Origin of the sequence: Burkholderia sp. Tr-20390 (assembly GCF_017104595.1) — a bacterium.
GTDB lineage: Bacteria > Pseudomonadota > Gammaproteobacteria > Burkholderiales > Burkholderiaceae > Burkholderia.
On the sequence record NZ_JAAGPC010000093.1, the window covers coordinates 1 to 22,295 of the forward strand.

Sequence of the window (22,295 nt, forward strand, 5' to 3'; positions counted from 1 at the left end):
CCCGCGCTCGCGAGCGCATCGGCCTGCGCGGCGGCCGCCTCGCCGTTCAGGTCGGCGAGCGCGACGAACGCGTCGGATTCCGCGAATCGGCGTGCGATCGCCGCGCCGATCCCCTGCGCGGCGCCCGTGACAAGCACGACGCGCCCGCTGAAATCCGCCCGCAGGCGGCCGCTGCCCGGCACGGCATTCATCGCTGCGCCTCGCCGCCGAGCGGATGCACGGTTTCGTTGAGCACCTGCGCGTGCGCGCCGATCGGGAAATTCGACAGCGTGCCGAAATCGCCGCCCTGGTAGCCGAAGATCTTGCCGTCGGTCTTGCGCTGCGCGAGGTCGATCAGCACGACGCCGAGCGTGGGCACCACCTTTTCTCGCCACACGAAGAGATACAGTTCGTCCGCAATCCTGAAGTAATGAGAGCGGTCGACATCGGCCAGCCCGCCTTCGACACCCTGCAGGCACTGCCACGCATAGAAATTCTCGTTCAGGTAGATGTGCTCGTAGCATTCGGTCGGGCTATAGCGATACATCGTCCGCTTGCCGATCAGCTCGCGCGTGGGCCCGTGCAACGGCCCCGGCTGCGTGTGGCCGCCGAGCGTGCCGTGCCGAAACTCGGCCTCGACGCCCGTCAGCGGCAGCCCGCGCGCAACCCGTGTGAACGCGTCGATGCGCGTGTCGGCCTCGGTCGGCAGCGCGCCGACGACCGACGTCCATACACCGTTGTCGAGATCGATCACGAGACTGACCGACGTCGCGCGGGCAGCCGAATCGATGTAGTCGACGAAGTACAGCCCGTGGCGCAGCCGCGTCACGCGGCACGGCTCGCGGCCGCCCGTAACGGTCGCCGCATCGCGCCACTGCAGTGCGCCGGGCTCGAACGTATAGACGCGCCATGCGCCCGATGCGTCGCCGAGCGCAAGTGTCCGCCCGGCGAGCGCGTCGACGGATGCGAGGATGTTCGCTTCCGGCGCGAAGCCGTCCGCGAGCGCGCCAACCTGAATGAATACCGGATCCTGTCGTTCCACCTGCCGTCTCCCGCGCAGCTTCAGGCCCGGCGGGCCGTGTACGCTGCTCATGTGCACATGGTGCGGGTTGCGCGCGCCGCGCGGTATCGGCCAAAAGGATGAAGGGCGCGCGGCGCCGGAACGCGCTAAAGTGCACGACATCCGCGCCGCGACCGGCGCGAGGAGCGCACATGCACCGCGTCACCCATTACCGACGGACCGACGAAGGCATCGAGGCAATCAGCCTCGAATCCGACCGTGCATTTCCGCGCCACGCGCACGACGAATTCGGGGTCGGCGTGATCGTCAGCGGCGCGCACCGGTCGTGGAGCGGCCGCGGGCAGGTCGACGCACTGGCCGGCGACGCGATCATGGTCAACCCGGGCGAGATGCACGACGGCTCGCCGATCGAGGCCGGCACAGGCCGGCACTGGCGGATGCTGTACCTCGCACCCGCGCTGGTCGCGGGCGTGGCGGCGGAAGAAGGCCTCGGCGGCGTCGAGCTGGCGCATCCGGCGGTGCGCGACGCGCGGCTCACGGCTGCCGTCGGCCAACTGCACGCGCGTATCGTCGCGGGTGAATCCCAGCCGCTCGCCCGCGACGAAGCGCTCGTGATGCTCGTCGCCGGGCTGCTTGCCCGGCATGCGAACCGCACGCTGCCGGCGGCGGGCGTCGCACCGGCAATCCGCCTCGCCCGGGAGCGGCTCGACGCGACGCCCGCCGCGCCCGTTTCGCTCGCCGAGCTGGCCGACCTGAGCGGCGTCAGCCGCTTCCAGCTGCTGCGCGGGTTTGCCCGCGAAGTCGGCATCACGCCGCACGCGTACCTGATCCAGTCGCGTGCGCGGCTGGCGCGCGCGCTGCTTGCCAGCGGCTTGCCGATCGCGGATGCCGCGGCCGAAGCCGGCTTTGCCGATCAAAGCCATTTGACGCGCGCGTTCGCGCGCCAGTTCGGGATCACGCCGGGGCGGTTCACGCAGGCCGTTTGACGCCGCCGTCATCCCGCGGGGCCCGTCGTCAACACACCGGCCTCGAAGGCTGCGCTCACATCGACAACTGCGACGGCACGCCGAGCCATGCGCTGCTCGCGGTGACCGTCGCCCGCCCCTGCGGCCCAAGCATGCCGAGTCGCGCGCGCCGTATTCGACATGCCCGCGCGCGCTGCAATTTCGTTCAAGACGCGCATCACCGCCGTACGCGACGATGCGGCGCATGAAGACACGACTGATTGGCTATCTCTATCTCGCCGCCGCAATGGCAGGCGTCGGCAGCACCGTCATCGCGAGCCGTCTCGCGGCCGGCGGCCTGCCTCCATTCGCGGCTACCGCGCTGCGCTTCCTGATCGCGACACCGCTGCTGTTCGCGCTGATGCGCGCGCAGCGCATGCGCTGGCCGCGCCTCTCCAGTCACGACGCCGTGCTGCTCGTCATCCAGGCGGCGGCGGGCGGCGTCGGTTATACGGTGCTGCTGATCTGCGGCACGAAGCTGTCGTCGCCGCTCGATGCGGGCGTGATGCTCGGCACGCTGCCCGCGATGTCGACGCTGATCGCGGCCGTCGTGCTGCGCGAACGGCAGACACCGCGCGACTGGGTGGCCGCCGCGCTCGCAACGGCCGGCGTGCTGTTCGTCACATTCGCGCCCGGCCAGGCCCTGCCGTCGCTCCGCACGCTCGCCGGCGATGCGCTGGTGCTGGCCGCCGTCGCCTGCGAAGCCGTATTCATCCTCCTCAACCGGCGGCTGGCCGCACCGTTGCCGCCGCTGGCGCTGTCCACCGCGATGTCCGGCCTCGGCTTCGTGCTCGCCCTCGTGCCCGCCGCGTTCGAATGGCACGCGGTGGCGACCGGATGGACCGCCGACGCGGTGTCGGCGATCGCCTACTACGCGCTGGTGCCGACCGTGCTCGGCTACCTGTGCTGGTATGCCGGTTCGGCACGCACGAGCGGAACCGAGGCCGCGCTGTTCACGGCGGTCGCGCCGGTCTCGGCCGTGCTGTTCGCGGTCGCGCTGTTCGGCGAAACGCTCAGCGGCACGCGTATCGCGGGTATCGCGCTCGTCGTCGCCGGCATGGTCGTCGGCGCGACGCGGCGACGCGAACCGCCAGCCGAAGCACGCAATACGCACCCGGCGAATCCGGATCGACCGTCCCGCCCCACGCCCGCCGCGCAAACAGCCATCGACTGACTCGCGCTCATCGCGTCGTTGCGTCGTTGCGGAAACGGCGGCAGCTCCACCCCGCCGTAAAACCGGTCGATCCTCGCGCTTCCCCCGTGCGGCCGGCCACTGTAGGAATGTGTCCGCGCACCGCAAAACCGTTGCGCACCACCCCGCAAGATGCAATATTCGCGTGGCCGGGACCTTTGACAACCATCGCACAACAATCCGCCACGCAATGAACAGGAAGGAAGCCAAAACAAGAATCGCGGTGCTGCTGTCCGCGGGAGCGAGGAAGGCCGACGCATTGGCCGAACTGTCCGGACAAGGACTCAAGGATCGCGTGCTCGCGCACCTGATCGCGTCGCGCCCCGATCCCGAACGCTGCCGCCAGAACAAGCTGCACATCCGGATCCTGGTCGCGCTCGGCATCGCGCAACTCGCGATCAGCCTCATGCTCGCGTACTACTTCTTCGCCACCGGCGCCGGCAACGGCCTCGTGCTGGTGTTCCTCGCGTTGACCGTGCCGCTGTCGCTGCTGTTCATCTGGGGCTTTGCGACCAATCGTGTCGGCGCGTACCACGCGTTCATCCTGCTGTCGCTGCTGCAGGTGCCGAAGACCATCGCCGAGCTCGGACGCGATCCGTCGACCGCGCTGCCGAGCCTCGCGATCACGGTCCTGCTGGTGGGCTATGTCTGGTTCGTCCGCAACCGCCTGTTCCCCGACTACGGCTGGTTCACGCCGCGCAAGGTCGAAGGCCGTTACGCGTTCGTCGAGCACGCCTGACGCCACCGGCATCGAGCGCCGGCCAAAAGAAAAAAGGCGCCGGGCCGCCCCGCAATCGCGGGACGGCCCGGCGCCTTCTGCATTCCGGAACCGGTCGGCTTACTTGGCCTTTTCAGCCGAATCGCTGATCGCCTGGCCGCCCTTCGAAATGTCCTGCCCCACACCGGCGACCGTGTTGCAACCGGCGAGCGCGGCGGTCACCACCAGCAGCATTGCAGCAATCGTACGCGTCATTCTCATTCTCCTTGGAATCAACAAGCCCGACGGGCGAATCGTTTGCGGCGTCGCGCCCGGCAGATGCTGGGCACGGGGCCTGACCTGATTATACGGAGACGGCCGCCGCGCGCCAGTCCGAACCCGCCGCCTGTCACGCGGGCCACACAGCCGGTTCGCGCAGATTTTCCTTGACTTCAACATGCGAGGAACTAATATACGCACCGCGTATATTTCTCGTCAGGAGCCGCCGATGACCGTTCCCCAGCAAGCCTTCCTCCGCGACGCCATGCGCCGCCTCAACATGACACGCGAAGCGTTCGCCAGCCGCATCGGTGTGAGCCGGCGCGCGCTGGATACCTGGCTGCTGCCCGACGATTCGCAGGAATCGCGCGGGATGCCCGAGATCGTCGAGCGCTTCGTGTCGGAAATCGTCGAGCGCTCGGTCCCGGAAGGCGGCAACTATACGCAAAGCGTAGATAATCAGGGGCTCGCCAAGCAGTTCTTTTTCGAGGGCAAGCCGCAACTGCTGTCGGTCGACCAGTTCTCGCGGGAATCGGTCGAGGCGCTGTTTCGCGTGGCCGACGTAATGCAGCCGATCGCGCGCCGCCACAAGATTTCGCGCGTGCTGGAAGGTGCGGTGCTCGGCAACCTGTTCTTCGAGGCCAGCACGCGTACGCGCGTGTCGTTCGGCGCCGCCTTCTGCCGGCTCGGCGGTTCGGTGTGCGATACGACGGGCTTCACGTTCTCGTCGATGGCCAAGGGCGAATCGATCTACGATACGAGCCGCGTGATGGCCGGCTATGTCGACGCGCTCGTGATCCGCCATCCGGAGAAAGGCTCGGTGGCCGAGTTCGCGCGTGCGACCAACCTGCCCGTGATCAACGGCGGCGACGGCCCCGGCGAGCACCCGAGCCAGGCGCTGCTCGATCTCTATACGATCCAGCGCGAGTTCTCGCGGCTCGGCAAGATCGTCGACGGCGCGCACATCGCGCTGGTCGGCGACCTCAAGTACGGCCGCACCGTGCACTCGCTCGTCAAGCTGCTCGCGCTGTATCGCGGGCTCAAGTTCACGCTCGTGTCGCCGCCGACGCTCGAGATGCCGGCCTACATCGTCGACCAGATCGCGACGAACGGCCACGTGATCGAGCAGACGACCGATCTCGCCGCCGGGCTGCGCGGCGCGGACGTCGTCTATGCAACGCGGATCCAGAAGGAGCGCTTCACCGACGAGTCATTCGAAGGCTACACGCCGGATTTCCAGATCAACCAGGCGCTCGTCGATTCGGTGTGCAAGCCGGACACGCTGATCATGCACCCGCTGCCGCGCGACAGCCGGCCCGGCGCGAACGACCTGTCGGTCGACCTGAACCGCGACCCGCGCCTCGCGATCTTCCGCCAGACCGACAACGGCATTCCAGTGCGGATGGCGATCTTCGCGGTGCTGCTCGGCGTCGAGAACCTCGTCCAGCATTCGATGCGCGACGCGACGTGGCGCCCGCCGGCCTATCTCGGGCCGGAGGATGCGGTGTTTCACGGGGTCGATTGAGAAGGAACTGCGGGGGCGAGCCAGTCAGGCGCCCCCGCAGTTCAACGGAAAGCGCGCCGGGCAGCCCGGCGCGCTCTATTTTTTGCGCGGTGAACAGATGAGCAATCAGCACCTAGGACGCCCACGGATCGATCACCCGCAAGCCGACCGCCTCGAATGGCGCGACGTCGCGCGTCGCAATGATCAATCCGTTCGCCTCGGCCGTCGCGGCGATGAAGCAGTCGGCGGGCGCGATCGCGGTGCCCGCGGCACGGGCCCGCGCGCGGATGCCGGCATAGGCTTTCGTCGCCACCTCGTCGAACGGCAGGATCCGACCGCGAAACAGCGGCACGACACGCTGCTCGATGCTTTGATGAAGCCAGTCGCGCCTGCGACCTTCCGGCAACGCCGCCACGCCGAAGCGCATTTCGGCGAGACTGATCGCAGCCAGAAACAGCGTTTCGACGTTCTGGGCATCGAGCCACTCGATCACGGCCGCGCTCGGCTCGCGCCGCAACGGCTCGGACATCACGTTCGTATCAACAAGGATCATTCGAAGCTCATCGGGTCGGTTAGCGTCTTGTCGCGCTGCGCGTCGAAATCGACACCGCCCGCCTCCCGTCCGATTTCCGCCAGCAGCGTTCCCAGCTTGAGCCGGCCTCCCGGAAGAACGGCCTGCTCGAGGATGTCCCGCACCTCCGCTTCGGTGCTGCGCCCATGCTGGGCCGCACGAATCCGAAGCGCACGGTGCACTTCATCGGGCAGGTTTCGAACCGTAATCACAGGCATGATGCACCTCGCTACATTTGCTTTCAATGCAGTCATATTAGCACCTTGATGTCATGGCGGGCGATCCGCGACAGAACCACTCTACCCCGCCAGACACGCCCGCCACAGCTGGCCTTTCGGCCATCAACCCCGCCCCGCGCGCCCCACCGCCACCCCGTCACATTAGTTGACACTTTCCTTACTAACGATAACAAGAACGCTTCTCATTCAATAAAAAATTACATAGAATGCCGCCTGAAAACAAATCGTAATAATTCCCGGCGGCATGCACATTCCCGTAGCGCCCCGCCCCCGGGGCCACACCGCGAGGTCGAAGCGCACCATGAAGTCACGTCCCGACGAGCTGAAGCTCGGTAAATTCACCACCCTGTGCAGCGTGCTCGCCGCAAGCCCGGCCTTCGCGGCGGACGGCACGCCGCCGCCCGCCCCGGTCGGCACCGAAGGCCATCTCGCGCCGATCGAAGTCCAGGGCAAGGCCGAGCACAGCTACAAGGCCGACTTCTCCGCTTCCGCGAAATTCACCGCGCCGCTCGTCGACACGCCGAAATCCGTCACCGTGATCCCGCAGGAACTGATCCAGAACAGCGGCGCGTCAACGCTGACCGAAGCGCTGCGCACCGTGCCCGGCATCACGTTCGGCGCCGGCGAAGGCGGCAACCCGCTCGGCGATCGTCCGTTCATCCGCGGCTACGACACGCAGGGCAGCATGTTCGTCGACGGCATGCGCGACACCGGCGCGACGACGCGCGAGATCTTCAACACCGAGCGCATCGAGATCACCAAGGGTTCCGACGGCGCATACGGCGGCCGCGGCGGCGCGGGCGGCAGCATCAACCTGATCACGAAGGCCCCGCACCTCGGCACCACCGCCGCCGCGAGCGCGGGCCTCGGCACCGACCGCTATCGCCGCTTCACGGCCGACGGCAACTGGCAGTTCGCCGATCACGCCGCGTTCCGCCTGAACCTGATGAGCCACAACAACGACGTCGCCGGCCGCGACGCGGTGAACAACGAGCGCTGGGGCGTCGCACCGTCGATTGCGTTCGGCCTCGGCACGTCGACGCGCGTCGTCGCGAGCTACTACCACCTGCAGACGGACGACCTGCCCGACGGCGGCATCCCGTACTACTACGGCTTCAACCTCCCGAAAGGCGTCGCCACCGACGGCCCGGCGCCCGTCGACCGCCACAACTTCTACGGCCTGACCAACCGCGATTTCCGCAAGACGACGTCGGACATCAGTACGCTGAAGATCGAGCACGACATCACGTCGTCGCTGACGATCCGCAACACCACGCGCTATACGGAATCGACGCAGGACTACATCTGGACGCAGCCCGACGACAGCCAGGGCAACGTGGTCAACGGCAAGGTCTGGCGGCGCGCGAACACCCGCAACAGCGCGATCAACAGCATCGCGAACCAGACCGAGCTGTTCGGCGAATTCCGCACCGGCCCGTTCAAGCACAGCTTCACGACCGGTATCGAGCTGTCGCGCGAATGGGGCAAGCGCGACACGTACAACGTCGCCGCCGCGAACGGCAAGATCTGCCAGAACGGCATCGGCGCGGCGTCGGGCTACAACTGCACGAGCCTGTGGTCGCCGAACCCGAACGACCCGTGGGCCGGCTCGATCACGCGCAACAACGACTACGCGCGTGCCCGCACCGTGACGAAGTCGATCTACGGCTTCGACACGATCGAGATCACGCCGCGCTGGCAGGTCAACGGCGGCGTGCGCATCGACGACTACTCGACCCGCTTCACCGACACCAAGGCCAACGGCGGCAAGACCACCACGCGTGACGACACGCTCGTGAACTGGCAGGCCGGCCTCGTGTTCAAGCCCGCGCAGAACGGCAGCATCTACGCGTCGTACGCGACGTCGTCGACGCCGGCCGGCATGATGCTCGGCGAAGGCAGCGAAACGCAGTCGCTCACGCCGGGCCGCGGCGGCGTCGGCTCGAACGCCGATCAGCTGGCGCCGGAAAAGAACCGCAGCATCGAGCTCGGCACGAAGTGGAACGTGCTGAGCGACAAGCTCGCGCTGACCGCCGCGCTGTTCCAGATCGATACGACGAATGCGCGCGTGACGCTGCCGAACAACCAATATGCGATGGTCGGCAACAAGCGCGTGCAGGGTCTCGAGCTCGGCGTCGCGGGCCAGATCACGAAGCAGTGGCAGCTGTTCGGCGGCTATACGTACATGAAGAGCGAGCTGCGCGACAACGGCAAGGACACGGCGAACAACGGCAACCGGTTCCCGAACACGCCGAAGCACAGCTTCACGATGTGGTCGAACTACGACGTGACGCCGAAGTTCACCGTCGGCGGCGGCGCGTTCTACATGTCGCAGGTGTTCGGCGATCCCGCGAACCAGCACGCGGTGCCGTCGTACTGGCGCTTCGATGCGATGGCGCAGTACCGCATCAACAAGAAACTCGACCTGCAGCTGAACGTGAACAACCTGTTCAACCGCACCTACTTCGACCAGGCGTATCCGGCGCACTACGCGTCGATCGCACCGGGCCGCTCGGCGTTCGTCACGCTGAACGCGCGCTACTGATCGATGGAGGCCGTGTCGCTGAAGGCGCTCGCGTCGGTTTCGCCGCGCGAGTTCGCCGACATCCTGGCCGGGCCGCCCGAGCGCGCCGCCGCATGGGTCGCGGCGGCGGCCGACAACGGCATCGTCGACGCCCAGGCCGTCTACGGGCAATACCTGCTCGACGGACACGGCGTCGCGCGCGATCCGGCGGCCGCGTTCAACTGGTTCCGGCACGCGGCGCGCGCCGGCCACGCGATGGCGATGAACATGCTCGGCCGCTGCTACGAGTTCGGCTGGGGCACGGCCGCGTGCGCGCCGGTCGCCGTGTACTGGTACCGGCTCGCCGCGCAGGCGGGGCTCGACTGGGGCATGTACAACTACGCGACGGCGCTCGCGCTGGGTAACGGCGTCGACGAGAATCGCGCCGAGGCACTCGACTGGTTCCAGCGCGCGGCCGCACTCGGCCATGCGAAATCGATCAACCTGATCGGCGGCTTCCACGAGGATGGCTGGGTCGTACCGGTCGACCGCAACGCCGCGTTCGACCACTATCAACGCGCCGCCGTGGCCGGCGACTTCCGCGGCCAGTTCAACCTTGCACGGCTGCTCGCCGAGCGCGGGCGCATCGACGAAGCGCTCGCGTGGCTTGCACGCGTGCCGGCCACCGCTACCCCCGCGTTCGTCGCGAAGATGCGCGCGTATCTCGCGTCGTCGCCGATCGACGCGTTTCGTGCGGCGGCGCTGGAATTGCAAACGCCACCACAGCCGCAGCCACACTGTCTGGAATCCGCATCATGATGCTTCACATCCCCGGCGTACTGACGAAAGCGCAGGTCGCGCAGTGTCGCGAACTGCTCGATGCGGCCGAATGGGTCGACGGCAATGCGACGTCCGGCACGCAGTCGGCGCTCGCGAAACGCAACCGGCAATTGCCGGAAGGCGCGCCGGCCGCACGCGCGGTGGGCGACGCGATCCAGGACGCGCTCGCACGCCATCCGCTGTTCTTCTCGGCGGCGCTGCCGCTCAAGGTGTTTCCACCGCTGTTCAATCGCTACGAAGGCGGCGAGACGTTCGGCACGCATGTCGACAACGCGATCCGGCTGCTGCGCGGCACGGATTTCCGCGTGCGCAGCGACCTGTCGGCGACGCTGTTCCTCGAAGAACCCGACGCGTACGATGGCGGCGAGCTGTGTGTCGAGGATACGTACGGCACGCATCGCGCAAAGCTGCCGGCGGGCGACCTCGTGCTGTATCCGGCGTCGAGCCTGCATCACGTCACGCCCGTGACGCGCGGCGCGCGCGTCGCGTCGTTCTTCTGGATCCAGAGCATGGTGCGCGACGACGGCGACCGCACGCTGCTGTTCCAGCTCGATACGCAGATTCAGGCACTGTCCGTCGAGAAAGGCACGAAGGATCCGATGGTGATTTCGTTGACGGGGATTTATCACAACCTGTTGAGGAAGTGGGCGGATGCGTAACCAACGATATGCAATGCAGCCGCTGGACGTATTGCGCGGCTCGGTCGTGCGCTACGACGGTCCCGTCGATCCAATCGAGGAAAGCGGTTGGGAGGCGCCGCCACACGACACGCGAAACGACGGCGTCCACGCAGGCACGACCATCGATACGCGAGGATAAGAGGCTCACGCTCCCGCAGCGGAAACCGCGACACATCCTCCGCCGGACTCTGGCATATTGGCGATTCGTCTGACCAAATCAACCACGAGCGCCCGGCCGTGCGCAATAGCGCTTCCTGCTGCCAGCCGGACGTGGCCCGCAACCGTCATTGCGCCACTTCGTCCACTATCGTGATTTCGCTCTCCGATCCCGTTGTCCGGTCCATTGCCCTGCTGGAGTCGCACGAAGGGTTTGTCGATCTCGCAGGCTTCCATGACCGTATCGCTGTCGCTCCCAGCCCTGACGACGTCGCAAACAAGAGCCCGCATTTCCTGAAAGTGCGTCGTGGCGTGGCGGACCGGCTGATCGCCGCAGCGCACGCGCTCCCCGCCGGCCTGCGCCTGTACGTCAAGGAGGGCTATCGCCCGCTGGCCCTGCAGCGCCACTACTTCACCGGGCACCTCGCGCACCTGCGCCGGACGCTGAAGCCGTTGCCGGATGATGACACCCTGGTCGCACTGACGAGCCACTACGTTGCACCGCCGGAAGTCGCCGCGCACCCGACGGGCGCAGCTGTCGACCTGACGCTCATCTCGGCGGATGGTATCGAGCTCGACATGGGTTGCATGCTCGATGCCACCGACCAGGAATCATCCGGCGCGTGCTACACGCACAACCCGTTCATCAGCCGCGCAGCCGCTCGCAACCGTCAGGTGCTGATCACCGCGCTGACGGGCGCCGGCTTCACCAATTACCCGTCGGAATGGTGGCATTGGTCGTTCGGCGACCGCTATTGGGCCGTGATGCACGATCAATCGCACGCCATCTACGGCCCCGTCGAGGAAACATGCTCGACGAAGCCGCGTGCTGACATTCTTTCCGATGAAACGCGCCCGCCTCGGTAACATCCTCACTTGTCGATCCCTGCCCGCTCCCGCACAATCGCAGCACCTGCATCACTCTCCCCCGCGCCGATGTCCTATGCGTCACTCGCCACCGGCGTCCTCCTCGCCGGCGGCCTCGGTCAGCGCTTCGACCCGAGCGGCCTGCACAGCAAGCTGCTCGCGCTGCTTCCCGACGGCACGCCGGTTGCGGTCGCGGCCGCCCGCCATCTCGCGGCGGCCACGGCCGACGTGATCGCCGTCGTGCGTCCCGGTGCCGAAAAACTCGCGATGCTGCTGAACGAAGCCGGCTGCCACGTCGTCTACGCGCCCGACGCCGTGCGCGGCATGGGCGCGAGCCTCGCGGCCGGCGTGCGCGCGACGCCCGACGCGAACAGCTGGCTCGTCGCGCTCGGCGACATGCCGTGGATCGCGGCGTCCACCTACGAAGCCGTCACGCGCGCGCTCGACGCCGACGACGCGTCGATCGTCGCGCCCGCGCACCGCGGCGTGCGCGGCCATCCGGTCGGGTTCGCCGCGCACCATTTCGATGCGCTCGCCGCGCTCGACGGCGACACGGGCGCCCGCGCGCTGTTCGCCCGCGCGCCGGTCAGGCTGCTCGACGTCGACGATCCCGGCATCGTGCGCGACGTCGATACACCGGCGGATTTACGCTGACCGGAATCACGCAGAGCGCGCGGTGCAACACAGCGCACGCGCCGCGCGCGGCGGGTTCCTGCCCGAAAGCGGCCCGTGCCCGGATTGCACCGACGACACACCACCCGCCGCCACAATCCCGCTGCAAACGCACGCCCGATTGGCTATAACGGAGACGAGGCGCCCCTGCCGCGCCACCGCCGTCACGCACCGCGCGAGTCCTCCATGACCGATCACACGACCCCGACGCCCGAGCCACCGGCCGACCCGAACCGCGATCCGGAAGACGATCCGTTCTCGTCGCCGCCCGGCCATCACGACAACCCGCAGCAACCGGACGGACCGCCGAGCAAGGATCCTGTCTAGCCTCCGGGCTGCCGCGCCGCGCATTCATCGCGGGTTCCCGTCATGCGCCGTCGTCGCCGCATGAGGTTGCCTAGCGCGCCGTATACCCGCCGTCGATCGGCAGCGACACGCCGCTGACCATCGACGCCGCGTCGCTGAGCAAGAACAGGATCGGTTCGACGACCTCGTCCGGCTCCGCGAATCGCCCGAGCGGAATCGCGGCCAGCATCGGCGCCCGCTTTTCCGGTTCGCTCCACGCGAACTGCGCCATCGGCGTGAGCGTGACGGTCGGGTTCACACTGTTCACACGAATGCCGTGCGGCCCGAGTTCGATGCACAGCACGCGCGTGATCGCATCCATCGCCGCCTTCGACGCGCAGTAACTCAGATGCGCGGGCAACCCGACGAGCGCGGCCTGGCTCGATACGTTGACGATGCTGCCCCGCGCCTGCGCGACGCCACGCGCGTCGCGCGCGATCATCTTCCGTGCGACGGCCCGGGAAACGAGCGCCGCGCCGCGCGCATTGACGGCCATCACGCGATCGAAATGCGCGGCGCTCACCTCGAGCGCCGATTCGAGCGATGCGATCCCCGCGCAATTCACGAGGCCGTCGAATGCATCGTGCGCGGCGAGCGCCGCATCGATCGCCTGCTCGTCGCCACCGACGTCGAGTCGCAGCGTCTCGCACGCGGCCTCGCCGGCCAGCGCATCGAGCGCGGCCATGTCGCGCCCGGCCGCGACGACCTGCGCGCCCGCCTGCGCCAGCGCGACCGCGCACGCGCGCCCGATCCCGCTCGACGCCCCTGTGACGAGCACCCGCGAACCGCCGAAATCGAATCGTGTCTTCATGATGGCGTGTGCAACTCGTGCATGATCGGTTTGAGCGCCGGATACAGCGCCGTATAAAGCGCAAAGCGCGCCGCATACGCTTTCGCGCGTCCGGCATCGGGCCGTGCGCGCTCGACGAGCGTGACCCAGCCGCCTTGTGCATCGTCGTGCGACACGAGCCCTGCCCCGACGCCCGCGAGCAAGGCCGCCCCCATCGCGGCTTCGACGTCCTGCTCGATCGTCCACACCGGGAAGCCCGTCACGTCCGCGATGATCTGCATCCACAGCGCCGAATGCGCGGCCCCGCCCACGACGATCAGCCGGTCATCCAGCGCCACCGCGCCGCGCCGGCCGGCCTCGATGTTGTGCCGCAACGCGAACGCGACACCTTCGAGCACCGCGCGATACAGGTGCGCGCGCGTATGCGCGAGACTCAGCCCGACGAACGCACCGCTCGCCTTCGCGTCCCACACGGGGCTGCGCTCGCCCATCAGGTATGGCAGGAACAGCACGCCGTCGGCGCCCGGCGGCACGCTTTCGGCCGCTTCCTCGAGCAGCACGTGCGGATCGCCGTGCGGCAGCAGGCGCGCCGCATCGATTTCCGCGTGACAGAACTGGTCGCGAAACCAGGCGACCGACGCGCCGGCCGTGATCGCGCCGCCGAACACGTAGAGGTCGCGCTGCCCGTTGAACACGTGCGGCATGCTGACGAGCCCGTGACGCGCATCGACGTGCCGGCTCACGTAACCCCAGCACATGCTGGTGCCGATCATCGCGACATGCTGCCCCGTGCGCGTCGCGCCGGCCGCGAAGGTCGCGACGGCCGCATCGACGCCGCCCGCGACGACGGGCGTGCCGGCCGGCAGCCCCAGTTGCTCCGTCCATTGCGACAGCAGCCCGCCGACGACGTCCGTCGATTCGACGAGCCGCTCGGGCATCATCGTCGCCGGAATGCCGAGCATGTCGAGCGCGTCGTCGGACCACTCGCGGCGCGCGACGTCGTACACGCCGCCGATATTGCCGGCCGAACTGTGATCGACCGCGACCTCGCCGGTCAGCAGGTAGATCACGTACGCGTTCGGCGGCAGGAAATAGCGCACGTTCGCCCACACGTCCGGCCGCTGGTCGCGCAACCACAGCATCTTCGTGAAGCCGTAATAGCTGTCGACGCCGTTGCCCGTGATCACGCGCAGCCGCTCGACGTTCACGTTCGCGTTGACCCAATCGACTTCCGCGGTCGCACGCCGGTCCATCCAGATCAGGCACGGATGGAGCGGCCGCATGTCGATGTCGACCGGAATGCCCGAGCCGCCGTACAGGCTGCCCACGCACACCGCGCGGATCGCATCGGCCGGCACGCCCTGCGCGCGCGCATCGCTCACGCAGCCCGCGATGCACGCGAGCACCGCATCGAACCACGCCTGCGGCCATTGTTCGGCCCACAGCGGGCGCGGCGTATCGGGCTGGTAGCCGGCCGAGCGCCGCGCGACGATCGTGCCGTGCCGGTCGACGAGCAGCGCCTTGGTGCTCTGCGTGCCGATATCGACGCCTATGACGTATTCCATGATGTCTCCGGTGAGGCGCACGCCGGCCGTCAGCGGGCCGGTTTCAGCAGCACCTTGATCGATTCGGGCGATTTCGCGACGCGGATCGCGTCGTCCCAGTCCTCGAGCGCGAAATCGTGCGTGACGATGCCTTTCGACGTGACGAGCCCGCGCGCAAGCAGGTCGATCGCGATCGGATAGCAGTATGGCCCCAGGTGCGCGCCGCGTACGTCGAGCTCCTTGCGATCGCCGATGATCGACCAGTCGACGGTCGCATCCTCGCCGAACACGCTGAATTCGACGAAGCGGCCCAGCTTGCGGATCAGGTCTAGCCCCTGACTCACGCCGACCGGCGCGCCGGTCGTCTCGATGTAGACGTCGCAGCCGTAGCCGTCGGTGAGCGACCGGACGATCTCGCGCGCGTCGTCGCGCGTCGGGTTGATCGTCACGTCGGCACCGTACTCGCGCGCGAGTTCCAGCCGCTCGTCGATCAGGTCGATCACGACGAGCTTCTTCGGCGTCTTCAGGTGCGCGACCTGCGTCATCATCAGCCCGAGCGGGCCCGCGCCCGCGATCACGACGACGTCGTCGAGCTGGACGTCGCCACGATTCACCGTATGGATCGCGCACGACAGCGGCTCGATGATCGCCGCGTCCTCGAGCGATACACCGAGCGGAATCTTGTGGACGATCGCGGTCGGCGGAATGCGCATGTACTCGGCCATCCCGCCGTCGGCCACCTCGCGCTGGAAGCCGAAAATGTTGTGCACTTCGCACATCCAGTACTGGCCCGACTTGCAATAGCGGCACTTGCCGCACGGCACGATCTGCTCGGCGATCACGCGGTCGCCCACCGCCACGCCGAAATGTTCGGCCGCGCCGTCGCCGAGCGCTTCGACGTGGCCGAAGAATTCGTGGCCGGGAATCACGGGCGCCTTCACCCACGGGCTCGGGCCGCCCCAGAACATCTTCGCGCCCGTGTAGCACTTGCAGTCGCTCGCGCAGATTCCGCATGCGGCGATGCGGATCACGAGTTCGTTCGCGCCGGGGCGCGGCTTCGCGACCTGTTCGACGCGATAGTCCTCGGGGCCGTGGCAGACGACCGCGGTCATCCGCGGCAGGGCTTCGGGTGTCGTCATGAGTTGTCTCTTTCGTGGATGATCTGGATGACTGATGAATCGGTCGTTACCGCGACCGTTCGCGGCTGATGTAGATCGCGAGCAGGATGATTCCGCCCTTGATCACGTTCTGCACATACGGGTTCACGCCGATCATGTTCAGCCCGTTGTTGAGCACGCCGAGCAGCAGCGCGCCGACCAGCGTGCCGAGGATCGCGCCGCGCCCGCCGGAGATCGACGTGCCGCCCATCACGACGGCCGCGATCGCGTCGAGCTCGAAGCCCACGCCGGCGTTCGGCTGACCGCTCATCAGGCGCCCGGTCAGCACGATCGCGGCGAGCGCCGACGTGAGGCCGGCCAGCGTGTAGACGATCAGCTTCACGCGCGCGACCCGCACGCCGGTGAGCCGCGTCGCCTGCTCGTTGCCGCCGATCGCATACACATAGCGGCCGAACGGCATCCGGTCGAGAAGCAGCCACGCGATCGCATAGATCACCAGCATGATCAGCACGGGCGCCTGGATGCCGAACACCTTGCCGCTGCCGAAGAACGCGACCCAGTCGGGCAAGCCGTCGATCGGATAGCCGCCCGTATAGATCAATGCCAGGCCGCGCGCGATACCCATCGTCGCGAGCGTGACGATGATCGGCGGCATCCCCGCGAACGCGACGAACACGCCGTTCAGGAAGCCGAACCCGAGGCCGACCGCGATGCCGATCGCGAGCGCGGCGACCGCGTTCACGCCCGCGACCATCAGCCCGGCCGCGAGCGTGCCCGACAGCGCCATCACCGAGCCGACCGACAGGTCGATCCCGCCGGTCAGGATCACGCAGGTCATGCCGACCGCGATGATCGCGTTGATCGACACCTGGCGCAGCACGTTTTCCAGGTTCGCGGCGGACAGGAAGCTCGGGCTCGCGATCATCATCGCGATGCACACGACGATCAGGCCGACGAGCGGATAGAACAGCGTCGAGCGCCGCAGCTGCGCCCACCTCGCGCGTGGCGGCGGGGCGTCGCCGTTTCCTGCGGTGGCCGCGAGCGTCGTGGAAGGCGTGGAAGAAGAATCAGGCAGGTTCATGGGTCGCTCCTCGCGTGCCGGCCGTGGCATAGGTCATGACCGTATCGGGATCGATCTCGTCGCCGTCGAGCGTCGCCTCGATGCGGCCCTGCCGGAACACGGCGACGCGATCGCACATGCCGACGATTTCCGGCAACTCGGACGAGATCATGATGATGGCGTAGCCGCGCGCGGTGAGTTCGCGCATCAGCCCGTAGATTTCGGCTTTCGCGCCGACGTCGATGCCGCGCGTCGGCTCGTCGAAGATCAGCACCGACGTGTGATGGTTCAGCCAGCGCGCGATCACGACCTTCTGCTGGTTGCCGCCGGACAGCGTCGCGACCTCGGTGTGGATCGACGGCGCCTTCACGCCGACGCGCCGCATCACGTCGTGCGTGGTGCGCGCCTCGCCGCGACGATCGATCAGCCAGCGCATCGACCGGTACTTGCCGAGGTTGTTCAGCGAGATGTTGTCGCGGATCGAGAACGACGTGACGAGCCCTTCCGTCTTGCGGCTCTCCGGCAGGATGCCGATGCCCGCGCGCAGCGCGTCGGCCGGATCGGCGAGCTTCGCCGCCGTGCCGCGCACGCGCACGTCCTTGCGGTACGCACGCGTCGCGCCGATCACCGCGAGCGCGGTTTCCGTGCGGCCCGAGCCGACCAGCCCGGCGAAGCCGAGGATCTCGCCGGCATGCAGCGTGAAGCGGTTCACCGGGCCGCCGCGCTCGATCTGCAGTTCGTTGACCTCCAGCACCCGCGGCGCATCGGTCGCGCGCGCCGGTTTCGGCGGAAAGCTGCTTTCGATCCGGCGGCCGACCATCATCCGTACCAGTTGCTCGACGTCCGTGCGCGCGACGTCGGTCGTCGCCACGTACTGGCCGTCGCGCAGCACCGTGATGCGGTCGCACACCGCGAAGATCTCGTCGAGGTGATGCGAGATGAAGATCATCGCGACGCCCTGCCGCTTCAGCTCGCGCATGATCGCGAACAGGTGCTCGGCCTCGGCCGGCGTGAGCGTGGCAGTCGGTTCGTCGAGGATCAGGATGCGCGCGTCGAGCGACAGCGCCTTGCCGATCTCGACGAACTGCTGCTGCGCGACCGACAGCGCACGGATCGGCGCATCGAGATCGATCGCCACGCCGAGCCGCGCGAAGATCGCGGCCGCCGCGTGACGCATCCGCTTGCGGTCGCGCGCGCCCCAGCGGCTGCGCAGCTCGCGGCCGAGGAACAGGTTGTCGACGGCGTCGAGGTGCGGAATCAGGCTGAATTCCTGGAACACGATGCCGACGCCCGCCGCGACCGCATCGTGATAGTCCGCGAAATGGCGGGCGGTGCCGTCGATCTCGATCGTGCCGGCATCCGGCTGGTGAATGCCGCACAGGATCTTCATCAGCGTCGACTTGCCCGCGCCGTTCTCGCCGAGCAGCGCGTGGATCTCGCCGCGCGCAATCTCCAGATCAATGTCGGACAGCGCCTTCACGCCCGGAAAGCTTTTCGTGATGTGGCTGAGCCTGAGTATCGTGTCCATCGGCTTCTCCGTGCGAAGAGCGCCGGCCGTGCCGCCGCCCCTCGCGTCGCATCGCACGTCGTTCACCAGCTGAAGCCCTTCGCGTTGCCGCGATCGACCACCTTCACGTCGACGGGAATCGCCTTCGGCACCGTCGCGCCCCACTTCCGCGCGATCGCGATGCCGAGCGCGATGCGCACCTGGTCGGCCGGGAACTGCGCGGTCGTCTCGATGAACTTCGAATTCGGCTTCTGGATCGCGGCGATCGCCTCGGGCGCACCGTCGACGCTCGTCAGCTTGATGTCCTTGCCCGAGCTCTCGATCGCGGCGAGCGAGCCCATCGCGCCGCCGTCGTTCACGCTGAAGATGCCCTTCAGGTTCGGATGCGCGGAGATCATGTTTTCCGTGACCGACAGCGCAGTCGCGCGCTCCTGCTTGCCGTTCTGCGTGTCGACCAGCTTCACGTTCGGGTATTTCGCGAGCCCGGCCTTGCAACCGCGCACGCGTTCGAGAATCGGCACGACCGGAATGCCGTCGAGGATCGCCACTTCGCCGCTGCCGCCGATCGCCTTCGCGAGGTAGTCGCACGACATCACGCCCGCGTCGTAGTTCTTCGAGCCGACGAACGAATCGACCGGGCCGTTCGCGTTCGCGTCGACGGCCACCACCACCGCGCCGGCCTTCTTCGCCTGCGTGATCGCCGACTGGATGCCGGTCGAATCGGTCGGGTTCACGAGCAGGATGTCGATCTTCTTCTGCAGCATGTCCTCGACGTCGCTCACCTGCTTGCTGACGTCGTGATGCGCGTCGGTGACGACGACCTGCGCGCCGATCGACGCGGCCGCGTCGTTCAGCGCCTTCTGCATCGTCACGAAATACGGGTTGTTCAGCTCCTGGAACGTCATGCCGATGCGCAGCGGTGCGGCGTGCACGGCGGCAGCGGGCAGCCAGGCCGCGACGGCGAGCGCGGCAATCACCGCCATACGGGCGGCGCGACGGGGGGATGAAGCGGGCGATGCATGCGTCATGACGGTGTCTCCGGTTATGTGTGCAGCTTTTTCGTGGGTGAACGCGCCCCTCGCGACGTGGGCGACGCGATTGCGCTGGGTGAAACGGTGTGGAAAGTTCAGGCGGGCCGCGGCCCCGCGATCATCCGGGCTGCGGTGCGCGCTCCGGGATGCCGGGCGTGACGACACGCGGCGGCAGCGGATTGCCGGTGGGCGCCGCATGCAGCGCGAGCTCGCGGCTGCGCGCGTTCAGGCGCTGCAGTGCGCGGAATTCGGACGGCGCCATCCCCTTCACCGCGCGGAACTGGCGGTTGAAGTTCGACACGTTGTTGAAGCCGGCCTGGAAGCAGATATCGGTGATGTTCGCGTCGTCGGCAAGCAGCATCTGGCATGCGGACTCGATCCGCAGACGATTCACGTACTGGACGAACGGCATGCCCGTCTGGCGGTGGAACGCGCGTGAGAACGCACTGACGCTCTGCCCGGTCAGTTGCGCAAGATCGGATTCGCGCAGCTCGGACGCGAGATTCTTGCCGATGTACGACAGCGCATGGCTGAGCCGCGTGGGCGTGACGTCGGCCTGGTCGTACGCGGGGCTCGCGAGTAGCGTGCGTTCGGCCGCCCCGCAAAGCCGCTCGAGGATCGTCATGAACAGCGCGATGCGGCGCATGCCGCGCGCGGCCAGCAGTTCGTCGAACAGCGGCGCGATCGCGGCGCTGGTCGCCGCGTCGAAACCGACGCCGCGCCGCGCATCGTCGAGCAGCGCCTGCGCGTCGCGGCATTCGGGAAACGCGTCCATGCAACGGCGCACGAACGCCGGGTCGAACTGGATCACGAGATTGCGGCGCTCGACGGTTTCGCCTTCGGCCATGTCGCTGACCCAGTTGTGCGGCAGGTTCGGGCCGAGCAGCACGAGATGGCCGGGGCCGAACGAGCCGATGTGGTCGCCGACGAAATACTTGCCGCGCGTCGCGACGATCAGGTGCAGTTCGAATTCGGGATGGAAGTGCCAGCGGATCGTGCGATACGGATAGCCGTGCGACCAGACCTTGAACGACTCGTCGCGTCGCACGTCGACCACTTCCAGATCGGGGTGCATCATGGTTGGCGTCTCCATTCCCATGTCTCGCTGGCCGGTTCGTTGCGCGCGTGCGCCGCGTATTTCACACGGCGACGCGACCGGTCGCATGGGAAGCAATGTAGGTCGATCGAGCGCGCGGCTCCACCAACTTTACGCCTGATTTCCGATACTTTTTTGCGCATTCCGGCCGCACAGGGCGCCGGACGACAAATTTGTGCAGCGCGGAACGGCCGGACGGCCGCCCGCTCCGGTGCTTACGCGGCCGCGTGCTCGCGCGCCGTCCGCACTTCGTATGCCTTCAGGTGGTTGTACGCGATCCGCAGCAGCGACAGCGTATCGGCCGCCTGCGGGTCGCGGCGCGCAAGCAGGTCGCCGATCACGTGATCGGCTTCGACACGCGCGTGGTTCTCGACGTCGCGCAGCATCGACGCGGTCAGCGGCGACGGCGTCAGCACCATCCGCTGCATCCGCTCGATGGCGGCCGGCTCGGGCCGGTGGCCGTTGTGCTCGGCAATCGCGCTGCATTCGCCGAGCATCGTCTCGAGCAGGCGGCGGCCGTCCGGCGCGGCGAGAATGTCGCCCACCGAGCCGCGGAACAGCGACGTGCTCGCGGCGAGCGTCGCGAGGAACACCCATTTTTCCCACATCCGCGCGACCACGTTGTCGCTGAGCGTCGCATCGAACCCCGCGCCGCCGAGCACGTCGGCCACCGAGCGCACGCGCGGCGATTCACCGCCCGCGAGTTCGCCGAAGGTGACCCCGTGCGTGTCGTTGAGGTGCACGATGCGCTGCTCGCGATCGAGCGTCGCCGCGATCACGCACAGCCCGCCGAGCACCTGCGCGGCGCCGAACCGGTCGCGCAGCACGTCGAGATGACGCATCCCGTTGAGCATCGGCAGGATCAGCGTCTGCGGGCCGACGAACGGCGCGAACGACTGAATTGCATCGTCGAGGCTGTACGCCTTGCAGCTCAGCAGCACGAGGTCGAACGGCGCGACGCCGGCACCTGCATCGCCCGCGCGCACGGTCTGCACGTTCGCGAGCGTCAGATCGCCGCGCGGGCTGCGGATCAGCAGCCCGTCGCGCGCCAGCGCGGCCGCGCGGCCGTCGCGCACCAGGAACGTCACGTCGCGCCCCGCCGCGGCCAGCCGGCCGCCGAAATACCCGCCGACCGCGCCGGCCCCTACCACCAGAATTCGCATCGTTGCCTCCTTTCGGTTTCATTCGGTGCCGCGCCGCTGCCCAGGCGCCGGACGCATATCTCATGCAACGCTCACTGGTTCAACGGCTTGATCCGCGGAACTGCTCGGCGGTCATGAACGGGTCTTCCGCATTCAAACACGTCCGGAAGTCGGAAGGGATGAAATCAATTCGGCACCGCATGAGGTCTTGTGGCCGTCGAACGCGGCGGCCTGGCCTTCAACCTTGAATTCCACGTCACCTTCGACGATCACGCAAGCGCCGTGAATCGGACAGGAACACGTGTCGCCGATGCGAGCGACCGCGCGGCCCATTACCTTGCTCGTACCGGCTCCGGTCTCCACCCGGCCACCGTGCGTATGTGCATCGTCTACCCGGACAATTCCCCGCATATCTCCATCCCTGAATGACTCGGCGCGGCAGCGCGCACATGTGCACG

General features: G+C 67.7%; 25 protein-coding genes. 11 read left to right on the forward strand and 14 right to left on the reverse strand.

Features of this window, described 5'->3' with window-relative positions:
- On the reverse strand, positions 1–191 hold a 191-nt coding region (locus tag G3N98_RS23235), incomplete at its 3' end, for an SDR family NAD(P)-dependent oxidoreductase (protein ID WP_206149332.1).
- Positions 188–1,021 carry a MoaF C-terminal domain-containing protein gene (locus tag G3N98_RS23240; RefSeq protein ID WP_206149354.1) on the reverse strand — a complete coding sequence of 278 codons (834 nt, stop codon included), beginning with the start codon at positions 1,019–1,021 and terminating at the stop codon, positions 188–190. The genes G3N98_RS23235 and G3N98_RS23240, both read right to left, overlap by 4 nt.
- Positions 1,022–1,191: 170 nt before the next feature.
- On the opposite strand from G3N98_RS23240, the gene G3N98_RS23245 reads away from it, so the two are divergent.
- From G3N98_RS23245 to G3N98_RS23255, 3 genes are all read left to right on the forward strand, one after another.
- On the forward strand, positions 1,192–1,986 hold the full coding sequence (locus tag G3N98_RS23245) for an AraC family transcriptional regulator (protein WP_206149333.1): 795 nt from the start codon (positions 1,192–1,194) through the stop codon (positions 1,984–1,986).
- A 223-nt stretch (positions 1,987–2,209) separates the two neighbouring features.
- Positions 2,210–3,178, forward strand: coding sequence for a DMT family transporter (locus G3N98_RS23250; protein WP_241026045.1), 969 nt, complete (start codon positions 2,210–2,212; stop codon positions 3,176–3,178).
- Positions 3,179–3,386: 208 nt separating this feature from the next.
- Entirely contained in the window at positions 3,387–3,935 is a 549-nt protein-coding gene (locus tag G3N98_RS23255; protein ID WP_206149335.1) for a permease, read from the forward strand.
- Between the two features lie 99 nt (positions 3,936–4,034).
- Here the strand turns inward: G3N98_RS23255 and G3N98_RS23260 are convergent, their stop codons facing one another.
- On the reverse strand, positions 4,035–4,169 hold the full coding sequence (locus tag G3N98_RS23260; RefSeq protein WP_006485835.1) for an entericidin A/B family lipoprotein: 135 nt from the start codon (positions 4,167–4,169) through the stop codon (positions 4,035–4,037).
- A gap of 232 nt (positions 4,170–4,401) precedes the next feature.
- Here G3N98_RS23260 and G3N98_RS23265 point away from each other — a divergent pair, with 232 nt between their 5' ends.
- Positions 4,402–5,697, forward strand: a complete 1,296-nt coding sequence (locus G3N98_RS23265; RefSeq protein ID WP_089427078.1) for an aspartate carbamoyltransferase — start codon at positions 4,402–4,404, stop codon at positions 5,695–5,697.
- 112 nt (positions 5,698–5,809) lie between these two features.
- Here G3N98_RS23265 and G3N98_RS23270 read toward each other — a convergent pair whose 3' ends face one another.
- Both G3N98_RS23270 and G3N98_RS23275 read right to left on the reverse strand, forming a co-directional pair.
- Complete coding sequence (locus tag G3N98_RS23270; RefSeq protein ID WP_089462315.1) at positions 5,810–6,229, reverse strand: type II toxin-antitoxin system VapC family toxin; 420 nt, start codon at positions 6,227–6,229, stop codon at positions 5,810–5,812.
- Positions 6,226–6,465, reverse strand: a complete 240-nt coding sequence (locus tag G3N98_RS23275; protein ID WP_089448087.1) for an Arc family DNA-binding protein — start codon at positions 6,463–6,465, stop codon at positions 6,226–6,228. The genes G3N98_RS23270 and G3N98_RS23275 overlap by 4 nt, the downstream gene beginning before the upstream one ends.
- A 322-nt stretch (positions 6,466–6,787) precedes the next feature.
- On the opposite strand from G3N98_RS23275, the gene G3N98_RS23280 reads away from it, so the two are divergent.
- From G3N98_RS23280 to G3N98_RS23310, 7 genes are all read left to right on the forward strand, one after another.
- Complete coding sequence (locus G3N98_RS23280) at positions 6,788–9,031, forward strand: TonB-dependent siderophore receptor (protein ID WP_206149336.1); 2,244 nt, start codon at positions 6,788–6,790, stop codon at positions 9,029–9,031.
- A 3-nt stretch (positions 9,032–9,034) separates the two neighbouring features.
- Positions 9,035–9,808 (forward strand): tetratricopeptide repeat protein, encoded by a 774-nt coding sequence (locus G3N98_RS23285; protein ID WP_206149337.1) that lies wholly within the window; start codon positions 9,035–9,037, stop codon positions 9,806–9,808.
- Positions 9,805–10,488: a Fe2+-dependent dioxygenase gene (locus G3N98_RS23290; RefSeq protein ID WP_206149338.1), complete on the forward strand. Its 684-nt coding sequence runs from the start codon at positions 9,805–9,807 to the stop codon at positions 10,486–10,488. Before G3N98_RS23285 ends, G3N98_RS23290 begins: the two co-directional genes overlap by 4 nt.
- Before the next feature lie 13 nt (positions 10,489–10,501).
- A complete protein-coding gene (locus tag G3N98_RS39890; protein ID WP_241026046.1) occupies positions 10,502–10,648 on the forward strand; it encodes a hypothetical protein in 147 nt (48 codons plus the stop codon).
- Positions 10,649–10,746: 98 nt separating this feature from the next.
- On the forward strand, positions 10,747–11,532 hold the full coding sequence (locus G3N98_RS23300; RefSeq protein WP_346779102.1) for a M15 family metallopeptidase: 786 nt from the start codon (positions 10,747–10,749) through the stop codon (positions 11,530–11,532).
- A gap of 69 nt (positions 11,533–11,601) precedes the next feature.
- Positions 11,602–12,186, forward strand: coding sequence for a nucleotidyltransferase family protein (locus G3N98_RS23305; protein WP_175240464.1), 585 nt, complete (start codon positions 11,602–11,604; stop codon positions 12,184–12,186).
- Positions 12,187–12,390: 204 nt separating this feature from the next.
- The gene (locus tag G3N98_RS23310) at positions 12,391–12,531 is read left to right on the forward strand and encodes a hypothetical protein (protein WP_174972170.1); all 141 of its coding nucleotides are present in this window, start codon (positions 12,391–12,393) and stop codon (positions 12,529–12,531) included.
- 70 nt (positions 12,532–12,601) lie between these two features.
- Here the strand turns inward: G3N98_RS23310 and G3N98_RS23315 are convergent, their stop codons facing one another.
- The 9 genes from G3N98_RS23315 to G3N98_RS23355 form a co-directional block, all read right to left on the reverse strand.
- Complete coding sequence (locus tag G3N98_RS23315) at positions 12,602–13,360, reverse strand: SDR family oxidoreductase (RefSeq protein ID WP_206149339.1); 759 nt, start codon at positions 13,358–13,360, stop codon at positions 12,602–12,604.
- Positions 13,357–14,904 (reverse strand): FGGY-family carbohydrate kinase, encoded by a 1,548-nt coding sequence (locus tag G3N98_RS23320; RefSeq protein ID WP_206149340.1) that lies wholly within the window; start codon positions 14,902–14,904, stop codon positions 13,357–13,359. Before G3N98_RS23320 ends, G3N98_RS23315 begins: the two co-directional genes overlap by 4 nt.
- Before the next feature lie 29 nt (positions 14,905–14,933).
- Positions 14,934–16,022 carry an alcohol dehydrogenase catalytic domain-containing protein gene (locus G3N98_RS23325; RefSeq protein ID WP_206149341.1) on the reverse strand — a complete coding sequence of 363 codons (1,089 nt, stop codon included), beginning with the start codon at positions 16,020–16,022 and terminating at the stop codon, positions 14,934–14,936.
- A gap of 46 nt (positions 16,023–16,068) precedes the next feature.
- Positions 16,069–17,082 carry an ABC transporter permease gene (locus tag G3N98_RS23330; protein ID WP_206149342.1) on the reverse strand — a complete coding sequence of 338 codons (1,014 nt, stop codon included), beginning with the start codon at positions 17,080–17,082 and terminating at the stop codon, positions 16,069–16,071.
- A complete protein-coding gene (locus G3N98_RS23335) occupies positions 17,069–18,589 on the reverse strand; it encodes a sugar ABC transporter ATP-binding protein (protein ID WP_206149343.1) in 1,521 nt (506 codons plus the stop codon). Before G3N98_RS23335 ends, G3N98_RS23330 begins: the two co-directional genes overlap by 14 nt.
- Before the next feature lie 62 nt (positions 18,590–18,651).
- Complete coding sequence (locus G3N98_RS23340) at positions 18,652–19,596, reverse strand: substrate-binding domain-containing protein (protein ID WP_206149344.1); 945 nt, start codon at positions 19,594–19,596, stop codon at positions 18,652–18,654.
- A 121-nt stretch (positions 19,597–19,717) separates the two neighbouring features.
- Positions 19,718–20,677 carry an AraC family transcriptional regulator gene (locus G3N98_RS23345; protein ID WP_206149345.1) on the reverse strand — a complete coding sequence of 320 codons (960 nt, stop codon included), beginning with the start codon at positions 20,675–20,677 and terminating at the stop codon, positions 19,718–19,720.
- A gap of 233 nt (positions 20,678–20,910) precedes the next feature.
- Positions 20,911–21,858, reverse strand: a complete 948-nt coding sequence (gene panE, locus G3N98_RS23350; protein WP_206149346.1) for a 2-dehydropantoate 2-reductase — start codon at positions 21,856–21,858, stop codon at positions 20,911–20,913.
- A gap of 132 nt (positions 21,859–21,990) precedes the next feature.
- A complete protein-coding gene (locus tag G3N98_RS23355) occupies positions 21,991–22,248 on the reverse strand; it encodes a PAAR domain-containing protein (RefSeq protein WP_206149347.1) in 258 nt (85 codons plus the stop codon).
- Between the last annotated feature and the right edge of the window lie 47 nt (positions 22,249–22,295).